Annotated in this window: 20 protein-coding genes; 10 read left to right on the top strand and 10 right to left on the bottom strand. The window is 70.2% G+C overall.

The features are described 5' to 3' along the window. The first annotated feature begins 61 nt into the window (after positions 1 to 61). The 3 genes from gshA to NF681_04740 all read left to right on the top strand — a co-directional run bounded on the left by gshA (position 62) and on the right by NF681_04740 (position 4,022). Positions 62 to 1,363 (top strand): glutamate--cysteine ligase, encoded by a 1,302-nt coding sequence (gene gshA / locus NF681_04730; protein UST54517.1) that lies wholly within the window; start codon positions 62 to 64, stop codon positions 1,361 to 1,363. Positions 1,364 to 1,497: 134 nt separating this feature from the next. After that, positions 1,498 to 3,366 (top strand): potassium transporter Kup, encoded by a 1,869-nt coding sequence (locus NF681_04735; GenBank protein UST54518.1) that lies wholly within the window; start codon positions 1,498 to 1,500, stop codon positions 3,364 to 3,366. Between the two features lie 53 nt (positions 3,367 to 3,419). After that, entirely contained in the window at positions 3,420 to 4,022 is a 603-nt protein-coding gene (locus NF681_04740; GenBank protein ID UST54519.1) for a YitT family protein, read from the top strand. A gap of 10 nt (positions 4,023 to 4,032) precedes the next feature. Here the strand turns inward: NF681_04740 and NF681_04745 are convergent, their stop codons facing one another. Beyond that, positions 4,033 to 4,974: a polysaccharide deacetylase family protein gene (locus tag NF681_04745; GenBank protein UST54520.1), complete on the bottom strand. Its 942-nt coding sequence runs from the start codon at positions 4,972 to 4,974 to the stop codon at positions 4,033 to 4,035. Positions 4,975 to 4,990: 16 nt separating this feature from the next. Further along, positions 4,991 to 5,422: a nuclear transport factor 2 family protein gene (locus NF681_04750; protein UST54521.1), complete on the bottom strand. Its 432-nt coding sequence runs from the start codon at positions 5,420 to 5,422 to the stop codon at positions 4,991 to 4,993. Positions 5,423 to 5,551: 129 nt separating this feature from the next. Here NF681_04750 and NF681_04755 point away from each other — a divergent pair, with 129 nt between their 5' ends. Continuing rightward, entirely contained in the window at positions 5,552 to 6,868 is a 1,317-nt protein-coding gene (locus NF681_04755; protein UST54522.1) for a benzoate/H(+) symporter BenE family transporter, read from the top strand. After that, the gene (gene gshB, locus NF681_04760; GenBank protein UST54523.1) at positions 6,865 to 7,815 is read left to right on the top strand and encodes a glutathione synthase; all 951 of its coding nucleotides are present in this window, start codon (positions 6,865 to 6,867) and stop codon (positions 7,813 to 7,815) included. Before NF681_04755 ends, gshB begins: the two co-directional genes overlap by 4 nt. Positions 7,816 to 7,861: 46 nt before the next feature. On the opposite strand, the gene NF681_04765 is transcribed toward gshB, so the two are convergent. From NF681_04765 to NF681_04775, 3 genes are all read right to left on the bottom strand, one after another. Next, positions 7,862 to 10,114, bottom strand: coding sequence for a TonB-dependent receptor (locus NF681_04765; GenBank protein UST54524.1), 2,253 nt, complete (start codon positions 10,112 to 10,114; stop codon positions 7,862 to 7,864). A 137-nt stretch (positions 10,115 to 10,251) separates the two neighbouring features. Continuing rightward, complete coding sequence (locus NF681_04770) at positions 10,252 to 11,016, bottom strand: class II glutamine amidotransferase (GenBank protein UST54525.1); 765 nt, start codon at positions 11,014 to 11,016, stop codon at positions 10,252 to 10,254. Positions 11,017 to 11,020: 4 nt separating this feature from the next. After that, positions 11,021 to 12,502 carry a DHA2 family efflux MFS transporter permease subunit gene (locus NF681_04775; protein UST54526.1) on the bottom strand — a complete coding sequence of 494 codons (1,482 nt, stop codon included), beginning with the start codon at positions 12,500 to 12,502 and terminating at the stop codon, positions 11,021 to 11,023. Between the two features lie 106 nt (positions 12,503 to 12,608). Here NF681_04775 and NF681_04780 point away from each other — a divergent pair, with 106 nt between their 5' ends. After that, positions 12,609 to 14,048 carry a putative zinc-binding peptidase gene (locus tag NF681_04780; protein UST54527.1) on the top strand — a complete coding sequence of 480 codons (1,440 nt, stop codon included), beginning with the start codon at positions 12,609 to 12,611 and terminating at the stop codon, positions 14,046 to 14,048. On the opposite strand, the gene NF681_04785 is transcribed toward NF681_04780, so the two are convergent. From NF681_04785 to NF681_04800, 4 genes are all read right to left on the bottom strand, one after another. Then, positions 14,033 to 14,290 carry a cysteine-rich CWC family protein gene (locus NF681_04785; GenBank protein ID UST54528.1) on the bottom strand — a complete coding sequence of 86 codons (258 nt, stop codon included), beginning with the start codon at positions 14,288 to 14,290 and terminating at the stop codon, positions 14,033 to 14,035. The genes NF681_04780 and NF681_04785 overlap by 16 nt on opposite strands. A gap of 56 nt (positions 14,291 to 14,346) precedes the next feature. After that, positions 14,347 to 14,766: a type II toxin-antitoxin system VapC family toxin gene (locus NF681_04790; protein ID UST54529.1), complete on the bottom strand. Its 420-nt coding sequence runs from the start codon at positions 14,764 to 14,766 to the stop codon at positions 14,347 to 14,349. Next, on the bottom strand, positions 14,760 to 15,035 hold the full coding sequence (locus tag NF681_04795) for a type II toxin-antitoxin system Phd/YefM family antitoxin (protein ID UST54530.1): 276 nt from the start codon (positions 15,033 to 15,035) through the stop codon (positions 14,760 to 14,762). The genes NF681_04790 and NF681_04795 overlap by 7 nt, the downstream gene beginning before the upstream one ends. 118 nt (positions 15,036 to 15,153) lie before the next feature. After that, a complete protein-coding gene (locus tag NF681_04800) occupies positions 15,154 to 17,331 on the bottom strand; it encodes a malate synthase G (protein UST54531.1) in 2,178 nt (725 codons plus the stop codon). A 218-nt stretch (positions 17,332 to 17,549) separates the two neighbouring features. Between NF681_04800 and NF681_04805 the strand changes: the two genes are divergently transcribed. Next, positions 17,550 to 18,554, top strand: coding sequence for a LysR family transcriptional regulator (locus NF681_04805; GenBank protein UST54532.1), 1,005 nt, complete (start codon positions 17,550 to 17,552; stop codon positions 18,552 to 18,554). After that, a complete protein-coding gene (locus NF681_04810) occupies positions 18,551 to 19,003 on the top strand; it encodes a DUF2214 family protein (protein UST54533.1) in 453 nt (150 codons plus the stop codon). Before NF681_04805 ends, NF681_04810 begins: the two co-directional genes overlap by 4 nt. 82 nt (positions 19,004 to 19,085) lie before the next feature. On the opposite strand, the gene NF681_04815 is transcribed toward NF681_04810, so the two are convergent. Continuing rightward, positions 19,086 to 19,469, bottom strand: a complete 384-nt coding sequence (locus NF681_04815; protein ID UST54534.1) for a PsiF family protein — start codon at positions 19,467 to 19,469, stop codon at positions 19,086 to 19,088. Positions 19,470 to 19,614: 145 nt separating this feature from the next. On the opposite strand from NF681_04815, the gene argS reads away from it, so the two are divergent. Together argS and NF681_04825 are read left to right on the top strand one after the other, a co-directional pair. Further along, positions 19,615 to 21,300, top strand: coding sequence for an arginine--tRNA ligase (gene argS, locus NF681_04820; protein UST54535.1), 1,686 nt, complete (start codon positions 19,615 to 19,617; stop codon positions 21,298 to 21,300). A 34-nt stretch (positions 21,301 to 21,334) separates the two neighbouring features. Next, entirely contained in the window at positions 21,335 to 22,063 is a 729-nt protein-coding gene (locus NF681_04825; protein UST54536.1) for an SPOR domain-containing protein, read from the top strand. The last annotated feature ends 11 nt before the right edge of the window (positions 22,064 to 22,074 follow it).

Genomic DNA, 22,074 nt, shown 5'->3' on the forward strand with positions numbered 1-22,074 from the left:
CCCCGTCGTCCCCAAATCCTGAAGTCCCACCCAATTTCCGCTCAATGCGCAAGGCCGCCGTATGGTCCCCCACCTCGTCACCGCCCTGACCGGCCCGATCAACGAACTCGAACAGCGCGTCCTGGACTCCACACCGGCCATCGAGCGCTGGTTCCGTCTGGAATGGATGGAGCACACGCCGCCGTTCTACAGCGCGGTGGACATCCGCAACGCCGGCTTCAAGCTCGCGCCGGTGGACACCAACCTGTTCCCGGGCGGGTGGAACCACCTCACCGCGCAGATGCTGCCGCTGGCGGTGCAGGCCGCCCAGGCTGCCATCGAGAAGATCTGTCCGGAGGCGCGCAACCTGCTCGTGGTGCCGGAGAACCGGTCGGACAGCACCTCCTACCTGTCGAGCATCGCGCAACTGGTGCGCATCTTCCACATGGCGGGGCTGAACGTGCGCATCGGCTCCATCGACCCGGCGATCAAGTCGCCCCGCACGATCGCGCTGCCCAACGGCGACAGCGTGACCCTGGAGCCGGTGGTGCGCACCAAGCGCCGCCTGGGCATCAAGAACTTCGACCCCTGCACGATCCTGCTGAACAACGACCTCGCGGCCGGCACGCCCGGCATCCTGGAGGACCTGCACGAGCAGTACCTGCTGCCCCCGGTGCACGCCGGCTGGTCGATCCGCCGCAAGAGCAACCATTTCCGCGGCTACGAGGAGATCGCCAAGCGCTTCGGCAAGCTGCTGGGGATCGACCCGTGGCTGATCAATCCGATGTCCACGCACGCCCGGGACATCGACCTGTCCACCGGCGCCGGGCAGGACGACGTCGCCGGCCACGTCGACGCCATGCTGGCCAAGGTGCGGCGCAAGTACAAGGAATACGGCATCAACGAGAAGCCGTTCGTGATCGTCAAGGCCGACGACGGCAGCCGGGGCATGGGCGTGACCACGGTGCGTGACGCCAAGGATTTCGAGGCCTTCGCCCGCCGCTCGCGCGAGCGCGCCGCCGAGCCTGGCGACGGCCCGGGCCTGGGCGTGCACGACGTGATCGTCCAGGAAGGCGTGCTGACCAACGAGCGCGTGCACGACAACGTCGCCGAGCCGGTGGTCTACATGATGGACCGCTACGTGGTGGGCGGGTTCTACCGCGTGCACGCCGGGCGCAGCACCGACGAGAGCCTGGCCCTGCCGGGGGCGAGCTTCGTGCCGCTGGCGTTCTCCGACAGCGCCCACCTGCCCCAGCCGGGTGCCAAGCCGGGCGCCAGCGCGCCCAACCGCTTCTACATGTACGGCGTGATCGGCCGCCTGGCGATGGTGGCGGCGAGCTACGAAATGGAAGCCACCGACCCCGACGCCGAGGTCTACGAGTAACAGGCGTACGCGATCTTTGCCGCCCCGGGGCGGCAAAGGCAGAATAGCGGCCCCACAGCCAACGGAAAAACAGGCGACGCGACGCGAACGGGCAGTGCCGCCCGCTCAGACGCCGACGTCGTTTCCCCCGACCCGTGTCCTCCCCCAAAAGCTCCTCGGCTGGCCTGATCCTGGGCGCCATCGGCGTCGTCTACGGCGACATCGGCACCAGCGTGCTGTACGCGACCAAGGAGGTGTTCGGTCACGGCCACGTGCCGTTCACGATCGAGAACGTCTACGGCATCCTGTCGATGTTCTTCTGGACGCTGACGACCATCGTCTCGATCAAGTACGTGGTGCTGGTGCTGCGCGCGGATAACGAGGGCGAGGGCGGTCTGGTGGCGATGCTGGCGCTGGCCTCGCGCGCGGTGGCCGACAAGCCCCGGCTGCGCAGCGTGCTGCTGGCCGTGGGCATCTTCGGCACCTCCCTGTTCTACGGCGACGGCGTCATCACGCCGGCCATCTCGGTGCTGTCGGCGGTCGAGGGGCTGGAGGTGGTGTCGCCGCACTTCACGCGCTATGTCATCCCGATCACGCTGGTGGTGCTGTTCGTTCTGTTCCTGGTGCAGAAGCGCGGCACGGCGGGCATCGGCAAGTTCTTCGGGCCGGTGACGCTGGTGTGGTTCGTGGTGCTGGCGGTGCTGGGCGTCTCGCAGATCCTCAACCACCCGGAGATCCTCAAGGCGGTCAACCCCTACTACGCGCTCCGGTTCATCTGGGACAACCCGATGACCAGCTTCATCGTCCTGGGCGCCACCGTGCTGTGCGTGACCGGCGCCGAGGCGCTCTATGCCGATCTCGGGCACTTCGGCAAGGGCCCCATCCGCATCGCGTGGTTCTCGGTGGTGATGCCCGCGCTCACGCTGAACTATTTCGGCCAGGGCGCGCTGCTGCTGGAGAACCCCGAGGCGGTGAAGAACCCCTTCTTCATGATGGCGCCCGAATGGGCCCTCGTGCCGCTGGTGCTGCTGGCCACGCTGGCCACCGTGATCGCCTCGCAGGCGCTCATCACGGGCGCCTTCAGCGTCACGCGCCAGGTGATCCAGCTGGGCTACCTGCCGCGCCTGAACATCGAGCACACCAGCGTGCGCTCGGCCGGGCAGATCTACATCCCGTTCATCAACTGGGGACTGTTCGTGGCCATCGTGCTGGCGGTGGTGATGTTCCGCTCGTCGAGCAACCTGGCCGCCGCCTACGGCATCGCCGTGACCACCGACATGCTCATCACGACGGTGCTGACCTTCTTCGTGATCCGCTACGCCTGGAAGCTGCCGCTCGCGCTGTGCATCGGCGCGACCTCGGCCTTCTTCGTCATCGACTTCGCCTTCTTCGCCTCCAACCTGCTGAAGCTGCCCGAGGGCGGCTGGTTCCCGCTGATGATCGGCGGGGGCATCTTCATGCTGATGATCACCTGGAAGGAAGGCCGGCGCCTGATGGGCGAGGCGCAGCGCTCCGACGCGATCGACCTGCGCAGCTTCCTGGACGCCGTCTTCGTCAGCCCGCCCGTGCGCGTGGAGGGTTCGGCCGTCTTCCTGACCGCCGAGCCGGGGTCGGTGCCCAACGCGCTGCTGCACAACCTCAAGCACAACAAGGTGCTCCACGCGCAGAACCTGTTCGTCACGGTGCGCAGCCACGAGGTGCCGTGGATCCCGATGGCGCAGCGCGTGGAGATCACGCCGCTGGGCCATCACTGCTGGCAGGTGGTGGTGAACTACGGCTTCAAGAACGACATCGACCTGCCGCGCGCCCTGGAGAACGCCCGCATGCGCGGCTGCCAGCTCGAACGCATGACGACGAGCTACTTCCTCTCGCGCGACGTCGTCATCCCCACGATCGGCAGCGGCATGGCGCCCTGGCGGGAGAAGCTGTTCGCGCAGATGCACCACAACGCGAGCGGTGCCGCGGGCTTCCTCAACCTGCCCACCAACGCGGTGGTGGAGCTGGGCTCGAAGATCGAGATCTGACGCCGCGCGCGGAACGACGCGCCGCCGCGCCCGGTTCTTGCTGCGGCCCCGCCATGTCCTCCCTGCGCCACAGTCATTTCGAGGACGCCCAGGCGATCTTCGCCGGCACGCTGTTCGTCTCGCTCGCGCTCATCCTGTTCAACCAGGTCGGGCTGCTGACCGGCGGCGCGGCGGGCATCGCCTTCCTGCTGCACTACCTCACGGGGGTGGGTTTCGGAAAGCTGTTCTTCCTGGTCAACGTGCCGTTCTACGGCTTCGCGTGGGTGCGCATGGGGCGCGAGTTCACGCTCAAGACCTTCGTCGCGATCGCGATGCTCTCGGCGATGACCGAATGGTCGCCCGCGCTGTTCGCCATCGAGCGCCTGCACCCGGCCTACGCGGCGGTGCTTGGCGGACTGCTCCTGGGCGCGGGCTGCCTGTTCCTGGCCCGCCACCGCGGCAGCCTGGGCGGCGCGACCATCGTCTCGCTCTACATGCAGGAGAAGCACGGCTGGCGCGCCGGCAAGGTGCAGCTGTGCATCGACTGCAGCATCGTCGCGCTGGCTTTCCTGGCGATCGAGCCGACCCGGGTGCTGTACTCGGTGCTGGGGTCGGTGGTGATGAGCGTGTTCCTGGCGGTCAACCACAAGCCGGGGCGCTACGTCACGGCGGTCTAGGGCCGACCGGTCAGGCGAAATCGTCCGGACGCTCGGCCGCCAGCGTGCGCATGTGCGCGGCGATGGCCCCCGGCGTGGTGAACCAGACCTCGCCCCGGTCCCGGGCGCGCGCCAGGTGCGCGAGCGCGGTGCGCAGGTGCCGCAGGCGATAGGGCTGGCCCACGATGTACGGGTGCAGCGCCAGGCCCATCACCAGCGGCTGCGCGCGCGACTGCTCGCGCATCTCGTCGAAGTTGTCGATCACCATGGCGGTGAAGTCCTTCATGTCCATCTGGCGGCCCATGATCATCGGGATGTCGTTGAGCTCCTGCGGGTAGGGCACCGACCAGAGCGTGCCGCCGCCGCGCGTGCGCAGGCGCGTCGGCTGGTCGTCGTGGCACCAGTTGAGCGTGTAGCCGTAGCCGGTCTCGGCCAGCAGGTCGGGCGTCGCGGCGCTCTCGGAGATCCAGGGCGACAGCCAGCCGGCCGGCGTCTGGCCGCTCTCCAGCGCGATGCGGTCGCGGCAGCGCGCCAGCAGGGCGCGCTCGTCGGCCTCGGCGAGGCCGCCCTGGCGCTCGGCGTTGCTGTGGCCGTGGCCGACGAGCTCGTCGCCGCGTGCCACGCAGGCCCGCACCAGTTCCGGACAGTGGTCGTAGAGCGCGGTGTTGATCAGCGCGCCCGTGGGCAGGCCGAGCGCGTCGAACAGCTCGAGGCAGCGCCACGCGCCCACGCGGTTGCCGTACTCGCGCCAGCCGTGGTTGAGCACGTCGGGCTGCGGCGCGGCCGGAGCGAGGTTCGCGCCCAGCCCGTCGCCGAAGGCGAAGTGCTCCAGGTTGAAGCCCAGGTACACCGCCAGCCGCGCGCCGTTGGGCCAGAGGTGGTCCGCTCGCCGCGTGATGGGCCGGTAGTCGAAGCGGCCGTGGCCGGGGAGCCGGCCGGGCCAGCGGGTGGAGGTCGGGTCGGGGGTCGTCATCGCGGGGCCTCGGCGCTCAGGACGCGGCCAGGCCGGCACGCACCAGCAGCCACTCGGCGCTGTCGTTCCAGACGTCCATGCCCACGATGAGGCCGTGGCGCACCACGTAGCGGTCGACGTAGCGGTTGCCCTCGAAGGCCGTGCCGTCGGGCCAGGCGCCATGCAGCGTGCCCAGGCTGTAGACCACGGTCTCCGCCGGCGTGCCCCCGGCCACCACCTCGGTGCGTTCGATCCGTTTCTTGACCCAGGCATAGCGCTTCGCGTTGAAGGCGGAGGTGTCGGCCGGCCGCGTCATCGCGCGGTTGCCGGTGAAGCGGATGCGGATGTCCGGCGCGGTGAAGCGCGAGGCGGCGGCCGGGTCGGGAATCATGACCAGGCGCAGGAACTCGTCGACCACGGCGGCGGGATCGGTCGGTCGCGGGGCGTCGGTCGTCGGGGGGATGCTCATTTCACTGCTCCATCGGGATGCGGGGTCGGCCAGGGTAGCCGGCGGGGTGACCGCGTGCAGCAAGTCACATGCCCGTGGCGGCGCGCCGTCGCGCCCCGGGGCGCGTCGCGCGACCGGCACAATCGCGCGATGCGTTTCCTCAAGGACCTGAGCCTTTCCGCCTTCACCGCCGGCTTCGTGGCGGTGCTGGTGGGTTTCACCAGTTCGGTCGTGATCGTGTTCCAGGCCGCGCGGGCCTTCGGCGCGACGCCGGAGATGATCGCCTCCTGGATGTGGGCGCTGGGGCTGGGCATGGGACTGGCGTCGGCCCTGCCCTCGCTGTGGCTGAGGAAGCCAGTGATGATCGCCTGGAGCACGCCCGGCGCGGCCGTGCTGGCCACCGCCGGCGCGGGTTACGGGATGGGCGAGGCGGTGGGCGCCTTCATCGTCTGCGCGGCGCTCATCACGCTGGCCGGCGCCACCGGGCTGTTCGAACGCGTCATGAATCGCATCCCGATGGCGCTCGCCTCGGCCCTGCTCGCCGGCGTGCTGGCGCGCTTCGGCCTCGCCGGCTTCGCCGCCGCCCAGACCGCGCTGCCGCTGGTGCTGCTGATGCTGGGCACCTACCTGGCCGGCAAGCGCTTCGCGCCGCGCTACGCGGTGCCGCTGACGCTGGTGGTGGCCGTCGCCTTCGCGGCGGCGCGCGGCGAGCTGGCCTGGTCGACGGTGCATTTCAGCCTGGCGATGCCGGTCTTCACGATGCCGGTGTTCACCTGGCAGGCGGCCGTCAGCCTGGCGCTGCCGCTGTTCGTCGTGACCATGGCGTCGCAGAACCTGCCGGGCGTGGCGGCCATCCGCGCGGCCGGCTACGACCTGCCGATCTCCAGGCTCATCACCCTGACCGGCGTGGCGACGCTGGTGCTCGCGCCCTTCGGCGGCTACGCGCTCAACCTCAGCGCCATCACCGCCGCCATCTGCATGGGCCGCGAGGCGCACGAGGATCCGGCGCGGCGCTACACGGCGGCGGTGAGCTGCGGCGCGATCTACGTCGTCATCGGCCTGTTCGGCGCCGCCGTCACGGGGCTGCTGACGGCGTTCCCGGCGGAACTGGTCGCCGCCATCGCCGGCCTCGCCCTGCTGGGCACCATCGGCGGCGGCCTGGCCGCGGCGCTGCGCGACGAGCCTCACCGGGAGGCGGCGCTGATCACTTTCCTGGTGACGCTCTCGGGCGTGACGGTCGCAGGCATCGGCTCTGCCTTCTGGGGGGTGGTGGCGGGTGGCGTGGCGCTCGCCGCGCAGCGCGTCGGCCGGGCAAAGGCCCCGACCGGCAAGGACATCGCGCCGGCCTGCAAGATCAGGCTCGACGACCGCGCCGGCCCGACGTCCGCCGGCGCGCCGGCCGGACCGGACCCGTCGCGTGCCCCCGGCACCTCCTCTCCGCATCCTTCCTCCCCGAACCGACCATGAACTTCCTCTTCGTCGCCGATCCGATCGAGCAATTCAAGACCTACAAGGACACCACCTTCGCCATGATGCGCGAGGCCCAGCGGCGCGGGCACCGCATCGCGGCGTGCCTGCCACAGGACCTGCAGTGGCGATCCGGCGGCGTGGTGGAGGCGCAGCTGCGCTGGATCACGCTCACCGGCGCGCCCGTGGCGTGGTTCGTCGAGGACGCGGTCGAGACGAAGGCGCTCAAGGATTTCGACGCCGTGCTGATGCGCAAGGACCCGCCCTTCGACGCCGAGTACATCTACGCGACGCACCTGCTGGAGCAGGCCGAGCGCGAGGGCGCGCGCGTGGTCAACAAGCCCCGCGCGCTGCGCGACCACCCCGAGAAGCTGGCGATCATGCAGTTTCCGCAGTTCACCACGCCGACCCTGGTCACGCGCAGCGAGGCGGCGGTCAAGGCCTTCCACGCCGAGCACGGCGACGTCATCCTCAAGCCGCTCGACGGCATGGGCGGCATGGGCATCTTCCGCGTGCGGCAGGACGCGCTGAACCTCGGCTCGATCGTGGAGACGCTCAACAAGGGCGGCGCCGAGACCCTCATGGTGCAGCGCTTCGTGCCGCAGATCGCCGAGGGCGACAAGCGCATCCTGATCATCGCGGGCGAGCCGGCGCCCTTCGTGCTCGCGCGCATCCCGCAGGGCACCGAGGTGCGCGGCAACCTGGCCGCCGGCGGCAAGGGCGTGGCCCAGCCGCTGACCGCCAGGAACCGCGAGATCGCCGAGACCGTGGGCCGCACGCTCGCGCCGCGCGGGCTGCTGCTGATCGGCCTGGACGTCATCGGCGACTCGGTCACCGAGATCAACGTCACCAGCCCGACCTGCTTCCAGGAGATCACCGACCAGACCGGCTTCGACGTGCCGGCGATGTTCGTCGATGCGCTGGAGGCGCACCTGGCGGCGGCCTGAGGACGGGCCGCGCGGAAACCGACGCCCGGTGGGCCCGGGCGCCGCCTCAGAAGTTGACCGAGGCGGTCAGGCTGAAGGTGCGCGGGTTGCCCAGCACCAAGTAGCCGCTGCCCGGGTAGCCGCCCACCGACGCCCAGTAATCGCGATCGGCCACGTTGTCGATGCGCGCGCGCAGGGTCACCAGCTTGCCGGCCATCTCGCTCACGTAGCGCGCGCCGAGGTCCAGCCGGCCCCAGCCGCCCACGCGCAGGGTGTTGGTGGCGTTGGCGTAGCTGCCGCCCGTGGCGACCACGCGGCCGTTGAGCGACAGGCCCGGCACGCCCGGCACGTCCCAGTCCACGCCGATGCTGCCCTGGGCCGTCGGCACGCCGATCACGCGCTGGCCGTCGGTGGCGGCGGTGCCGGTGGCCTTCTGCTTGGCGTCGAGCAGCGTCACGCCGCCGAGCAGGCGCAGCCCGCGCGTCACCTCGCCGAAGGTGGTGAGTTCGAGGCCCTGGTGGCGGTCCTTGCCCTCGGAGACGAAGAAGCCGGCACCGTTGACCAGCGCGCGGGGCTTCTCGGTGGAGAACAGCGCCACGTTGGCGCCGATGCGGCCGCCGTCGTACTTCAGGCCGACCTCCTGCTGCTTGGAGACGTAGGGCCTGAGCGATTCACCGGCGTTGCGCACCGGCGCGTTGTTGAGCTGCGCCGGCGCCGATTCGCCCTGCGACAGGCCTTCGATGTAATTGGCGTAGACCGACAGGTCGGGGCGGGCCTTGAACACGATGCCCGCGACCGGGCTGGTGCGGCTCTGGTCGTAGGCGGTGACGGCGCCGCCGGGGTTGGACACCGTGCCGTTGAAGGTCGTGCGATAGGCCGTGTCCTGGCTCGCCAGGCTCTGCTGGCGCAGGCCGACCGTCAGGCGCACGCGGTCCTGCATGAACGACAGCGTGTCGCCGATGGCGACGCTGTGCAGCCGGACCTTGCCGTTGAGCGCCGGGCTGGCCAGATCGTTGCCCAGGAAGTCGAGGCCCGGCGTCGCGTAGCCGACGGGGCGGTAGAGGTTGGTCGCGAGCGACGAGCCCGCGCCGGTGCCGAGTCCGTAGGCGTTCTTCTTCTCCAGGTCGAAGAACGAATACGACGCGACCCATTCGTGGCCCACCGCGCCGGTCATGAATCGGCCGCGCACGCCGAGTTCGGCAGTGCGCACGTCGTCCTGGCGCGTGTTGTCGAAGCGCGACTGGGTGCCCGCGCCCGTGGCCGCGCTGTTCACGGTGAAGCCGGCGAGCGAGTTGGCCTCGTCGCCGCGCCGCGCGCCGGCGGCGGCCCAGGCCGTGATGCCGGGCGTGAGGTCGTACTCGCCGCGCACGGTGCCGAAGGTGTCGCGCTCGTTGGAGTACGTCCAGGGCTGCGCGAAGTTGGTCTGGTTGTGGGGCGCGCGCGGGATGGCGGTGAGCGTGCCGCCGGGCGTCACGTTCGGTCGCGTGCCGCTCAGGCGGTGTTCCTGGTGGCCGATGTCGGCCGAGATGCGGGCGTTCCGGCCGCGCCAGTCGAGGCCGACGGAGAACAGGTCGAGCTTGACGCGCTCGCCGTCGATGCCGGTGCCGCCGTCGCGGTGCGCCGCGTTCAGGCGGATGCCCAGGCTCTGGTCGGGGCCGAAGCGCCGGGCGATGTCGGTGGCGGCGTAGGCCTGCGAGCCGGTGGCGATGCCCAGGCTGACCTCGGTCAGCGCCTCGCTGGGCGCGCGCTTGGGCAGCAGGTTGATGTTGCCGCCGATGCCGCCGCCCGAGGGCGTCGCGCCGTTGAGGAAGGCGCTCGCGCCGCGCAGCACCTCCACGCGTTCGAAGAGCTCCGAGGCGATGTACTGGCGCGGCAGCAGGCCGTAGAGGCCGTTGTAGGCGATGTCGTCGGAATTGACGATGAAGCCGCGGATGAAGAACGATTCCTGGAAGTTGCCGAAGCCGCGCGCGACGCGCACCGACGGATCGTTCTGCAGCACGTCGGCCACGCTGCGCGCCTGCTGGTCCTGGATGAGTTCGTGCGTGTAGCTGGTGGTGGAGAACGGCGTGTTCATGACGTCCTGCGTGCCCAGGATGCCGACCCGCCCGCCGCGCGCCACCTGGCCGCCGGCGTAAGGCTTGGCGAGGCCTTCGGCCGAAGCGTCGGCGCTGGCCTCGACGGTCACGGTGGACAGCGTGGCGCCGCCGTCGGCGGTGGCCGGGGGCGCCGCGCCCGGGGTCTGCGCCAGGGCGCCGAGCGCGTGGAGCGCCAGGGCGGCGGCGATCGTGACCGGACGGAGGGAGCAGGAGAGGGAGGACATCGGGATGGGAAATGAGCGAGGAACGGCATCGCAAATGCGAACCGTTATTATCCTCATCCAGTCCCGGTGAGCGCTCGCTCGCTGGGGCGAAACCGCCGCAGTGTTGTTTGGATGCGACCTTTGGTACTAAGCCTGGCTCAACTCTGGCGGCGCCCGTCGACGAACACCGCCAGTTCGCCCGGCGCGAAGGCGGTCCAGGTCTCGTTGGTGGTCAGCGGCGCGGTCACGACCATCGCGACGCGGTCCTCGGGCGTGGTGTGCTGGGCGAAATCGATCGCGACGTCCTCGTCGGCCAGGTGCGCCAGCATGAAGGGGTGCTGGCGCTCGATGTACCATAGGTTCGTCGAGGCGTGCGACCACAGCGCCTGGCCGTTGGAGAGCATGAAGTTGAAGGTGCCGTGGCGCGCGACGCGGGGCGCGAGTTCGCGCAGCGTCAGCGTGAGCTCCTCGATGCTGGGCACGTCGGCGTGCGACTTGGCCAGCTCCTGCATCAGCCAGCAGAAGGCGTGCTCGCTGTCGGTGTCGCCCACCGGGTGGAAGCTGCCGTGCAGGCGGGGCCGGAAATCCTTCAGGTCGCCGTTGTGCGCGAACACCCAGTAGCGGCCCCACAGCTCGCGCACGAAGGGGTGGCAGTTCTGCAGGTTGACGCGGCCCTGGGTCGCCTTGCGGATGTGGGCGACGACGTTGCGGCTCTGGATCGGGTAGCGGCGGATCAGTTCGGCCACCGGCGATTCGCACGCGGGGAGGTGGTCGACGAAATGCCGCAGACCGCGGTCCTCGAAGAAGGCGATGCCCCAGCCGTCGGCGTGGTGGTCGGTGCGACCGCCCCGGTGGGCGAAGCCCCGGAAGCTGAAGGTGACGTCGGTGGGGGTGTTGCAGTTCATGCCGAGCAGCTGGCACATGGGATCAGGACTCCTTGGGACGCGGGGCAGGGGACGGGGCGTCGCCATCGGTGCGCAGTTGCCACGCCGCCAGCAGCGCGATGGCGCACAGCGACGCGAGCATCAGGAAGACCTCGTTGAAGGCCGCGAGCCGTGCCGGGCTGCTGGCCGCCCGGGTGAGCGAGTCGCCATGGACGGCGAGGCGCCATTCGAGCGCGATGGCGCACAGGCTCACGCCGGCGGCGCCGCCGAGCATTCGCAGGAAGCTGATCGCGCTGGCGCCCTGGGGGATCAGCGGCTTGGCCAGCGGGCGCATCGAGCCCAGGTTGAGCGAGGGCAGGATGAAGCCCAGCCCGATGCGCCCGACGACGGCGAACGCCACCAGCCACCACAGCCGGCTGTCCATGCGCAGCGTGACCATCAGCGCGAACGAGACGGCCAGCAGCGCCAGGCCGATGCTCACCAGCAGCCAGGTCGGCTGGCGGTCGGCCAGGCGCCCGACGCCGGCGATGGTGAAGGCCAGCACGATGCCCGCCGGCAGCATGATCGTGCCCACGTGCGAGGCCGACAGGTGCAGCGCCACCTGCATGTACACCGGCAGCAGGTAGGTCGAGCCGAACAGTGCCGCGCCGTAGATGAAGGCCACCACGCTGCCCATCGAGAACTGGCGGTAGCCGAACAGCCCCATGTGCATCAGCGGCGCCTCGCCGTGCGCCGTCATGCGTCGCTGCAGCCGGATGAAGGCGACCAGCGCGACGACGGCGCCGGCGAGCAACGCACCGGCCTGCAGCGTCGAGTCGCCGCGCAGCGCCACCAGCCCGTTGAGCAGGCACAGCGTGCCGACCGTGCCGATCAGCAGGCCGCGCCAGTCGAGCGCCCGGTCGCGCGCCGCCGCCACGCCGCCCGGCGCCGTGACCGGCACGAAGCGGTAGGCCAGCGCGATCGACACGATGCAGAACGGCACCACCATGAAGAAGATCGAGCGCCAGCCGAACAGGTCCACCAGCACGCCGCCGATGCTCGGGCCGATGGCCGGCGCCAGCACCACGCCCATGCCGAAGATGCCGCTCGCGCGGCCCTGCTCGTGCGGCTCGAAGGCGCGCAGGATGATGATGGCCGGGATCGGCTGCACCACGCCCGCGGCCAGTCCCTCGACGATGCGCGCGGCCAGCACCAGCGAGAAGTTCGTCGCCAGTCCGCCGGCCACGCCCCCGGCCAGCAGCAGCACCATCGTGCCGACGTAGGTGCGCCGGTAGCCGTAGCGCCCGAGCAGCCAGGGCGTGGTGAGCATCGACACCGTCATCGCCACCATGAAGCCCGAGCTCACCCACTGCGCGCGCTCCTGGCCGAGCACGAAGTAATGGCTCATGTCGGGGATGGCCACGTTGACGATGGTCGAGGACATGATGGACGCCATCACGCCCACCATCACCGACAGCAGCAGGAACCACCGGTAGCGCGCGCCGTAGCGGGCCCGCAGGGGGGAGACGGGGTCGGGATTGGACATGGGTGTCCTACGAGGATATCGGCCTTTGCGAGGCGGGGCTGCAGGAGGAGGCGCCCAGAATCCCTGCCTCGCACTTTCGCTTTCCAGCCCCGACATTCCTCGCACCATGGACGCCTTCGCACCCGACTCCCGCCCACCGCTCGACCACGGCCGTGTCCCGCCCGAGATCGACGCCGGCCCCGAGATGGCGCAACCCCGCGAGGAGGACAGCGGCTCGCTCGCCGTCGAACTGCGCGCGCCCACCATCAGCCGGGCCTACCAGTGCCAGTGCGGCCGTCCCGTCTACCTGCGCAACAGCCAGTGCCTGGCGTGCGGCACGCACCTGGGCTACGTCACCGAGCGGCTGGGCGTGATGCCCCTGGAGTCGGCCCACGCCGATGGGGCCGATCCGTACCTGTACGTGGTCCATGGCGACCATGGCGGGCGCCAGTGGCGGCGCTGCGCGAACTTCAACACGGCCTCGCGCTGCAACTGGATGGTGCCGCAGCCCCGCACCGGCGACGATACCGAATGCACGGGCCACGGCCTGCTCGACGGCTTCTGCCTGTCGTGCAGCGCCACGCGCACCATTCCCGACCAGTCGATCGAGGGCAACGGCGCGCTGTGGAACAAGCTCGAGCTGGCCAAGCGACGGCTGATGTCGCAACTGCTCGTGCTGGGGCTGCCGATCGTCACGCGCCACGCCGACCCCGTCGGCGGCCTGGCCTTCGACTTCCTCAACGACGTGCCCGGCGGACCTCCCGTCGTCACCGGCCACGAGGCCGGCGTGATCACCCTGAACGCCGCCGAGGCCGAGGACGTGGTGCGCGAGCAGATCCGCGCCGAGATGCGCGAGCCGTACCGCACGCTGGTGGGTCATTTCCGCCACGAGATCGGCCACTACTACTGGGACCGGCTGGTCTACCCGACGCAGTGGCTGTTCGATTTCCGCGAACTCTTCGGCGACGAGCGCGCCAACTACATGGACGCGCTGCGCGTGCACTACGAACAGGGGCCGCGACCCGACTGGGCCGACCGCTGCGTCACCAGCTACGCCAGCGCGCACCCGTGGGAGGACTGGGCCGAGACCTGGGCGCACTACCTGCACATGGCCGACGCGGCGGACACGGCGATGAGCTTCGGCGTCGATGCGCGCAACGTCGAGCTCTCGGCCGACCTGTTCGACTTCGCGGACCTCTGGCAGCCCGACCACCTGGGAGCGGCCAAGTTCCTGGATTTCCTCAACGGTTGGGTGCGCCTGACCAACGTGCTCAACGAACTCTCGCGCAGCATGGGCCAGTCCGACTACTACCCCTTCACGCTGCCGCGCGCGGCGGTCGGCAAACTGCAGTTCATCCACCAGGTTGTCACCGAGCAGCGCCTGCATGCGCAGGCCGTCGGCGAGATGCCGAAGCCCGAGGTGAAAGGCGACGACGGCACGACGGACGTGCTGGAAGACGACCAGGGCCAGGACCAGGACCAGGGCGATGGCGCGTCCGGCGACGGCTTCGCACCGCCGCCACCGTCATCGTCGCGGGACCGCTCGCCCGTTCAGCTCGCCGCTTGAGCCGCGGCCGCTTCGGCGGTGGCCCGTGCCGCGCAGCGCGCACAGATGCAGGCGACGCCACGTGCCGCATCGGGCAGAGGCATCTTCAGCGCGGCCGTGAAGTCGACCGACAGGCACCAGCAGGATGCCGGTGCGTCGGCAGTGCCGTTGGAACGCGCTGCTTCCATGGCACAGGCGTTCGATGCGCCACACAGCGGGCACAGCGCGGCATCGATCGAAGCGAGGATCGTCGATGCCTCCACCCGTCGATGAGGGGCCGCAGTCGAGGGACCAGGACCTGGATCGGCAGCGCAGGGCATCAGGCGGCACTCCACCAGTTCGTGGTTCGCAGGCCAGGAACGGACACGAAGTCTTTCCGATTCCGCGTGACCAGCGTCAGTCCGTGCGCGATGGTGATCGCCGCGATCTGCCCGTCGACGAAGGGCAACGCCACACCCGCCTTTTCACGATCCGCGCGGATCTCGGCATGGATGCGCGCAGCGGCCGCGTCGTAGGGCAGCATGGGCAGCGAGCCCACCACGTCGGTCAGGTAGCGCTCGATCGCATCGCGCCGCTTGCCTTCGGGCATGCGCAGCCATCCGAATCGCAGTTCGTGCCAGACCGGCGTCGCGATGGCCAGTTCGCCGGCATGGCGCGTCAACGCCGCCTTCACGCCCGCATCGGGCGCCGGGCGCGTCGCTTCGGAGAGCACGTTGGTATCGAGCAGCCAACTCACCATTCGACGTCGCGCCCTGGTGATGGATCGCGAACGTCGACCCACGGGTCGTCGACCGGAGCGTCGCCATCGAGATGATGCTGGCGCCAGTCGTGGAGCAGCTCCGCGAAGTTCCGCGAAGCACCCGACAGCCGCCGGAATTGCGCGATCGACATCAGTACGGCGGCGGGTTCGCCACGGCGCGAAATCAACGCTGGTTCCGTGCCGATCTCCACATTTCGCAAGGTGTCGGCGAGGTTGGCACGGGCTTGTGAGAGGGGAATGTGCCGCATGAAAAGGAACTCTGTCGAAACGTACGTCTGAATTGTACATTTCAGGAGGGTCTGATCATGCCGCAGGTTCCTCAACCCCCCAGCATCGCCCGACATGAGCGATGTCTGGGTCCGGCGTTCAGGCCGCGGCCTTCACCTTCAGCCGCCAGGCGTGCAGCAGCGGCTCGGTGTAGCCGCTGGGCTGGTCGACGCCCTTGAACACCAGGTCCTGCGCCGCCTGGTAGGCCGCCGAGGTCTTGAAGTTGCCGGCCATCGGCCGGTAGAGCGCATCGCCGGCGTTCTGGCCGTCGACCACCGCGGCCATGCGCTCGAAGGTCTCGTTCACCTGGGCCGAGGTCACCACGCCGTGCACCAGCCAGTTGGCGATGTGCTGGCTGGAGATGCGCAGCGTCGCGCGGTCCTCCATCAGGCCGACGTCGTGGATGTCGGGCACCTTCGAGCAGCCCACGCCCTGGTCGATCCAGCGCACCACGTAGCCCAGGATGCCCTGGACGTTGTTGTCGAGTTCCTGCTGCTTCTCGGCATCGCTCCAGTCCGCCTTCGGCGCCACCGGCACCTGCAGCAGGTCGTCCAGGATGCGGTCGCGCTTGGCGTCGGCGTCGATCTTCTCCAGTTCCTTCTGCACGTCGGCCACGCTGACCTGGTGGTAGTGCAGGGCGTGCAGTACCGCGGCGGTGGGGGAGGGCACCCAGGCGGTGTTGGCGCCGGCCTTGGGGTGGGCGATCTTCTGCTTGAGCATGTCGGCCATAAGGTCGGGCATGGCCCACATGCCCTTGCCGATCTGCGCCTTGCCACGCAGGCCGCAGGACAGGCCGGTCAGCACGTTGTTGCGCTCGTAGGCGGCGATCCAGGGCGTGGTCTTCATGTCGCCCTTGCGCAGCATCGGCCCCGCGCGCATGGCGGTGTGCATCTCGTCGCCGGTGCGGTCGAGGAAGCCGGTGTTGATGAAGGCCACGCGCGCCGCGGCCTCGGCGATGCACGCCTTGAGGTTGACGCTGGTGCGCCGCTCCTCGTCCATGATGCCGAGCTTGACGGTGTTGGCCTCCAGGCCCAGCAGCTGCTCGACGCGGCCGAAGAGTTCGCTCGCGAACGCGACCTCGGCCGGGCCGTGCATCTTGGGCTTGACGATGTAGACGCTGCCGGTGCGCGAGTTGCCCTTGCGCTTCAGGTCGATGGTGGCGATGGTGGTCGTCACCACGGCGTCGAGGATGCCCTCGGGAATCTCCTTGCCGGCGGTGCCGTACAGGATCGCCGGGTTGGTCATCAGGTGGCCGACGTTGCGCAGGAACATCAGCGAGCGGCCGTGCAGCTTCAGGGGGCGGCCGTCGGCGCCGGTGTACTCGCGGTCGGGGTTGAGGCCGCGCGTGAAGGTCCTGCCGCCCTTGTCGACCTGCTCGGTCAGGGTGCCCTCGATGATGCCCAGCCAGTTCGCGTACGCCAGCACCTTGTCGGCCGCGTCCACCACCGCCACCGAATCCTCCAGGTCGAGGATGGTCGAGAGCGCGGCTTCGAGCACCAGGTCGGACACGCCGGCCGGATCGGTCTTGCCGATGGCGGTCGCGCGGTCGATGCGCAGGTCCAGGTGGATGCCGTTGTGCTTCAGCAGCACCGACGACGGCGCCGCGGCATCACCCTGATGGCCGACGAACGCGGCCGGGTCCTTGAGGCCGGTGGCGCTGCTGTGCAGCGTGACGACCAGCGCGCCGTCCTTCACGGCATAGCCGGTGGCGTCCTTGTGCGAGCCGTTGACCAGCGGCGCGGCCTGGTCGAGCACGTCGCGCGCGAAGGCGATGACCTTGGCGCCGCGCGCCGGGTTGTAGCCCTGGCCCTTCTCGGCGCCGTCGGTCTCGGGGATGGCGTCGGTGCCGTAGAGCGCGTCGTAGAGCGAGCCCCAGCGCGCGTTGGCGGCGTTGAGCGCGTAACGCGCGTTCAGGATCGGCACCACCAGCTGCGGGCCGGCCTGCTGCGCGAGCTCGGCGTCCACGTTGGCGGTGGTGGCCTGCACGCCGGCCGGCTGCGGCAGCAGGTAGCCGATCTTCTCCAGGTGGGCACGGTAGGCCGGCATGTCGGCGATGGGGCCGGGGTTGAGCTTGTGCCAGGTGTCGAGCTCGACCTGCAGCCGGTCGCGCTCGGCCAGCAGCGACGCGTTCTTCGGCGCCAGGTCCGCCACGATGGCGTCGAAGCCCTTCCAGAAGGCGGCGCTGTCGATCCCGGTGGCCGGCAGCACGCGGTCCTCGATGAAGCGATGGAGTTCGTTGGCGACCTGGAGGCCGTGGACGGTGGTGCGATCGGACATGGGGAACCTCGTTGAATGAAGAAGGGGTGCGGACGAACCGTGGCGCGCCGGCCGGGGGGCTCCGAGCGTAAGCGCTTCGCCGCCGGGCGGATGTCGTACTTTAGGAGATCGGCGCGCGGGGATTGCGCATCGCCGGCGCGTTGGATTCGTGACATGGATGAGGGTAATGGAGGGTGGGGGTGCCATCGGAGCCTCGCCCGCCACGGATAATCCGGCCCATGGACCGCCTCACCCAGCTCGAATCCTTCGTCTCGGTCGCCACGCGCGGCAGCCTCGCCGCGGCGGCCCGCGCCGAGGGCGTGGCGAGCGCAGTCGTCGGCCGGCGCATCGACGCCCTGGAGGCGCGGCTGGGCGTCAAGCTGCTCGTGCGCACCACGCGGCGCCTGACGCTCACGCACGAGGGCAGCGCCTTCCTGGAGGACTGCCAGCGCCTGCTGGTGGGATTCGCCGACGCGGAGGCCGGCGTGAGCGCGGGCGGCGTGAAGGCGCGCGGCCATCTGCGCGTGACGGCGCCGGCGGGTTTCGGGCGCCGCCACGTCGCGCCGCTGGTGCCGCGCTTCCACGCGATGCATCCGGAGGTCACGCTGTCGCTGAACCTGAGCGACCGGGTGGTCGACGTGGCGGGCGAGGGCTTCGACTGCGCGGTGCGCGTGGGCGACCTGCCCGATTCGTCGCTGGTCGGCCTGCGGCTGGCCGACAACCGGCGCCGCTGCGTCGCCACGCCCGCCTTCCTGCAGCGCCACGGCACGCCGCGCCATCCGGCCGACCTGGCGCGCTTCGCCTGCCTCACGCTGTCGAGCGACGCTTCGCAGACGCGCGGCTGGGCCTTCCGCGTGCCCGTCGGCGCGGGGGACGAAGGGGAGGGCGCGACCACGACCATGCACCTGAAGCCGCACGGCCCGCTCGACTGCAGCGACGGTCAGGTGCTGCACGACTGGTGCCTGGCCGGCCACGGCATCGCCTGGCGCAGCACCTGGGAGATCGATGCCGAGATCGAGGCCGGCGCGCTGGTGCCGGTGCTCGACGAATTCGCCGCGCCACCCAACGGCATCTATGCCGTGTTCCCGGGCGCGAAGCACCTGCCGCTGCGCGTGCGGCTGTGGCTGGACTTCCTGAGGGCCGAATACGGTCGTGCCGATTTCTGGGCCGCCGGGGGACCGTCGGCCCGCACAATGGCGCGCGCCGTCCCGAGCGCCCAAATCCCCACGGAGTCCCCCCGATGACCCTCGAAGCCATCCTCGCCTACCTGCACCTGCTGGCCATCCTGACGATGGTCGTCTTCGTCGCCAGCGAGGCCGCGCTGTGCCGCGTGCAGTGGCTCAACGCCGCCGTGGTCGAGCGCCTGGCGCGGGTCGATCGCATCTACGGCTTCGCCGCGCTGGCAGTGCTCGCGACCGGGCTGGCGCGCACGCTGCTGGGCGTCAAGGGGACGGCGTGGTACTGGAGCAATCCGCTGCTGCACATGAAGCTCACGCTGTTCGTCGTGGTCGGCCTGATCTCGATCTTCCCGACGCTCGCCTTCCTGCGCTGGCGCAAGGCCCTGCGCGCCGACGGCAGCCTGCCGGACGAGGCGCAGATCGCAAAGACGCGGCGCCTGGTCATGGTGCAGGCGCACATCCTCGCGGTGATCCCGCTGCTGGCCGTGTTCCTGGCGCGCGGCTACGGCAAGTGAGGCGCGGCCGGGGAACGCGGACCGGGCGCAGGCGCGGCGCCCGCACCTCCCGGCGCGCCGCGCGACGCGGGTCGCTCCGGCGTCAGGCCGCGGGCGTGCTCAGGCAGGCCTTCATGTAGGTCTTGCGGTCGTCGCCCTTGAGCTTCTTGTCGGTGGCGCCGGTGTTGCAGGTCTTCATCTTTTCCTGCGGCGTGGCCTTGGCGGCGACGGGCGTGCCGGCGGCCGACAGGCACTGCTTCATGAACGCCTTGCGCTCGTCGCCCTTCTTTCCGGCGGCATCCTTGTTGCAGGCCGTCATCTTGTTCTGCTGGGCGGTCGGCGCGCGCTCCGAGGCGTTCTGGGCCGGGGACGGCGCCGAGGACTGCGGCGCGGCCGAGGGCGTCGTCATCGGCGCCGCCGGCTGGGCATGGGCCGCGCCGAACGACAGACAGGCGCCCAGGGCGATCGAGGAGAAAAACGTCTTCATGGTGCGGAGTCCTTGGAGGAGTAGGAGTAACGGCGTACAGGTCGATCCACCGTGGTTCAGTGTGACCGCTTTAGTTAACGCCTCCATGGTCGGCGCGGATGACGCTGCGCGCGGGGGCCGGGAAGCACCCCGGTAAAATCGGTCGATGCTATTGGTCAAACAGGAGTTGCTCGCCGCCCTCGCGAGCACGCTCGAATCCTTCTCCCCCGGCGCTGGCGCACGGGCCGTCTTCGAATCCCCGAAGGTCGCCGCGCATGGCGATTTCGCCACCACGGCGGCCATGCAGCTGGCCAAGCCGCTCGGGCGCAAGCCGCGCGAACTGGCCGAGGAGATCTCCGCCGCGCTGCGTGCCACGCCGGTCTTCGCGCGCTGGGTCGAGGCGGTCGACATCGCCGGCCCCGGGTTCCTCAACATCCGCCTGAAGACCGCCGCCAGGCAGGAAGTGGTGCGCGAGGTGCTGGCCGCCGGCGCGGACTTCGGTCGCCGCCCGCCCACCGGCGAGCGCGTGCTGGTCGAGTTCGTCTCGGCCAACCCGACCGGTCCCCTGCACGTCGGCCACGGCCGCCAGGCCGCGCTCGGCGACGCGATCTGCAACCTGATGGCGACCCAGGGCGCCGACGTCTGGCGCGAGTTCTACTACAACGACGCCGGCGTGCAGATCCAGACGCTGGCCGCGAGCACCCGGCTGCGCCTGCAGGGCTTCAAGCCCGGCGATCCGGAATGGCCGAGCGGCGAGAAGGCCCCGGCCTACAACGGCGACTACATCGCCGACATCGCCGCCGACTTCCGGGCCGGCAAGACCGTCAAGGCCGACGACCGCGAGGTCACGGCGACCGGCGACATCGACGACCTCGAGGCGATCCGCCAGTTCGCCGTGGCCTACCTGCGCCACGAGCAGGACCTCGACCTGCGCGCCTTCCAGGTCAGGTTCGACCACTACTACCTGGAGTCGAGCCTCTACACCAGCGGCCGCGTGGCGGCCACCGTGGCGAAGCTCGTGGCGGCCGGCAAGACCTACGAGCAGGACGGCGCGCTGTGGCTGCGCTCGACCGACTACGGCGACGACAAGGACCGCGTCATGCGCAAGTCCGACGGGGGCTACACCTATTTCGTGCCCGACGTGGCCTACCACATCGCCAAGTGGGAACGCGGCTTCCGCCGCGTCGTCAACATCCAGGGCACCGACCACCACGGCACCATCGCGCGCGTGCGCGCCGGCCTCCAGGCCGCCGGCGTCGGCATCCCCGAGGGCTATCCGGACTACGTGCTGCACACGATGGTGCGCGTGGTCAAGGGCGGCGAGGAAGTCAAGATCAGCAAGCGCGCGGGCAGCTACGTCACGCTGCGCGACCTGATCGAGTGGACCAGCACCGACGCCGTGCGCTTCTTCCTGCTCTCGCGCAAGCCCGACACCGAATACACCTTCGACGTCGACCTCGCCGTCGCGAAGAACAACGACAACCCGGTCTACTACGTCCAGTACGCGCACGCGCGCATCTGCTCGGTGCTGGCGGCCTGGGGCGGTGAGGAGACCGGTCTCGCCGAAGCCGACCTGTCGGCGCTCGACAGCGCGCCGGCCCAGGCGCTCATGCTGATGCTGGCCAAGTACCCGGAGATGCTCACCGCCGCCGCGCGCGACTTCGCGCCGCACGACGTCACGTTCTACCTGCGCGAACTCGCCGCCAGCTACCACAGCTACTACGACGCCGAACGCATCCTGGTCGAGGACGAGGCGCTCAGGCGTGCCCGGCTGGCGCTGGTCGCCGCCACGGCACGCGTATTGCACAATGGCCTCGCCGTCCTCGGCGTGAGCGCGCCGCGCAAGATGTGATCGTCCCGATCCCCGGTTTTCTCCTTCCCCGACCATGAAACACAGACAACGCGGCAACATGGCCATCGGCCTGATCATCGGCATCGTCGTCGGCCTGGGCGTGGCGCTCGGCATCGCGCTCTACGTGACCAAGGTGCCGGTTCCGTTCATGAACAAGACCCAGCGCGGCGGGGCCGACCAGGACGAGGCCGAGGCACGCAAGAACCGCGACTGGAACCCGAACGCGCCGCTCTCGGGCAAGGCGGCGCGCACGACGCCGACGCAGCCCGCCTCGGTCGGCCCGCTCAATCCTTCGACCGCCGACGGAGCGGGCTCGGGCCCGACGCCCGTGACCGTGGCGCCCGACGCGCGCGGCAGTGGCACGTCGCCCGCCAACACGTCGCGCGCCACGCGCGCGCCGGTGCCGGCCGAAGTGAAGCCGCCTTCGGCATCGAGCGCCAACGTGCCGGCGGCGTCGGGCGATCCGCTGGGCGACCTGGCACGCGCGCGCGCCGGTGCCGCCACCGGCGCGGCGGGCGAGGCCGATCCGTTCATGTACTTCGTCCAGGCCGGCGCCTTCCGCAGCAACGACGACGCCGACGCCCAGCGCGCCAAGCTCTCGCTGATGGGCGTCGAGGCCCGCGTCACCGAGCGCGAGCAGGCCGGGCGCACCGTCTACCGCGTGCGCGCCGGTCCGTTCAACAAGAAGGACGACGCCGACCGCCTCAAGGAGCGGCTCGACAACGGCGGACTCGAATCGAACCTGGTGCGCGTCCAGCGCTGAAGCCCTTCCTC

It is taken from the genome of Comamonadaceae bacterium OTU4NAUVB1 (assembly GCA_024372625.1).
GTDB lineage: Bacteria > Pseudomonadota > Gammaproteobacteria > Burkholderiales > Burkholderiaceae_C > Variovorax.

What these genes read in the sequence shown, in the direction of transcription:
- gshB (UST54523.1), top strand. Translation starts at nt 6,865, where the DNA reads ATGAACTTCCTCTTCGTCGCCGATCCGATCGAGCAATTCAAGACCTAC.
- NF681_04810 (UST54533.1), top strand. Translation starts at nt 18,551, where the DNA reads ATGACCCTCGAAGCCATCCTCGCCTACCTGCACCTGCTGGCCATCCTG.
- NF681_04825 (UST54536.1), top strand. Translation starts at nt 21,335, where the DNA reads ATGAAACACAGACAACGCGGCAACATGGCCATCGGCCTGATCATCGGC.
- NF681_04775 (UST54526.1), bottom strand. Translation starts at nt 12,502, where the DNA reads ATGTCCAATCCCGACCCCGTCTCCCCCCTGCGGGCCCGCTACGGCGCG.
- NF681_04800 (UST54531.1), bottom strand. Translation starts at nt 17,331, where the DNA reads ATGTCCGATCGCACCACCGTCCACGGCCTCCAGGTCGCCAACGAACTC.
- argS (UST54535.1), top strand. Translation starts at nt 19,615, where the DNA reads ATGCTATTGGTCAAACAGGAGTTGCTCGCCGCCCTCGCGAGCACGCTC.
- NF681_04755 (UST54522.1), top strand. Translation starts at nt 5,552, where the DNA reads ATGCGTTTCCTCAAGGACCTGAGCCTTTCCGCCTTCACCGCCGGCTTC.
- NF681_04750 (UST54521.1), bottom strand. Translation starts at nt 5,422, where the DNA reads ATGAGCATCCCCCCGACGACCGACGCCCCGCGACCGACCGATCCCGCC.
- NF681_04740 (UST54519.1), top strand. Translation starts at nt 3,420, where the DNA reads ATGTCCTCCCTGCGCCACAGTCATTTCGAGGACGCCCAGGCGATCTTC.
- NF681_04770 (UST54525.1), bottom strand. Translation starts at nt 11,016, where the DNA reads ATGTGCCAGCTGCTCGGCATGAACTGCAACACCCCCACCGACGTCACC.
- NF681_04795 (UST54530.1), bottom strand. Translation starts at nt 15,035, where the DNA reads ATGCGGCACATTCCCCTCTCACAAGCCCGTGCCAACCTCGCCGACACC.
- gshA (UST54517.1), top strand. Translation starts at nt 62, where the DNA reads ATGGTCCCCCACCTCGTCACCGCCCTGACCGGCCCGATCAACGAACTC.
- NF681_04765 (UST54524.1), bottom strand. Translation starts at nt 10,114, where the DNA reads ATGTCCTCCCTCTCCTGCTCCCTCCGTCCGGTCACGATCGCCGCCGCC.
- NF681_04805 (UST54532.1), top strand. Translation starts at nt 17,550, where the DNA reads ATGGACCGCCTCACCCAGCTCGAATCCTTCGTCTCGGTCGCCACGCGC.
- NF681_04745 (UST54520.1), bottom strand. Translation starts at nt 4,974, where the DNA reads ATGACGACCCCCGACCCGACCTCCACCCGCTGGCCCGGCCGGCTCCCC.
- NF681_04815 (UST54534.1), bottom strand. Translation starts at nt 19,469, where the DNA reads ATGAAGACGTTTTTCTCCTCGATCGCCCTGGGCGCCTGTCTGTCGTTC.
- NF681_04780 (UST54527.1), top strand. Translation starts at nt 12,609, where the DNA reads ATGGACGCCTTCGCACCCGACTCCCGCCCACCGCTCGACCACGGCCGT.
- NF681_04790 (UST54529.1), bottom strand. Translation starts at nt 14,766, where the DNA reads ATGGTGAGTTGGCTGCTCGATACCAACGTGCTCTCCGAAGCGACGCGC.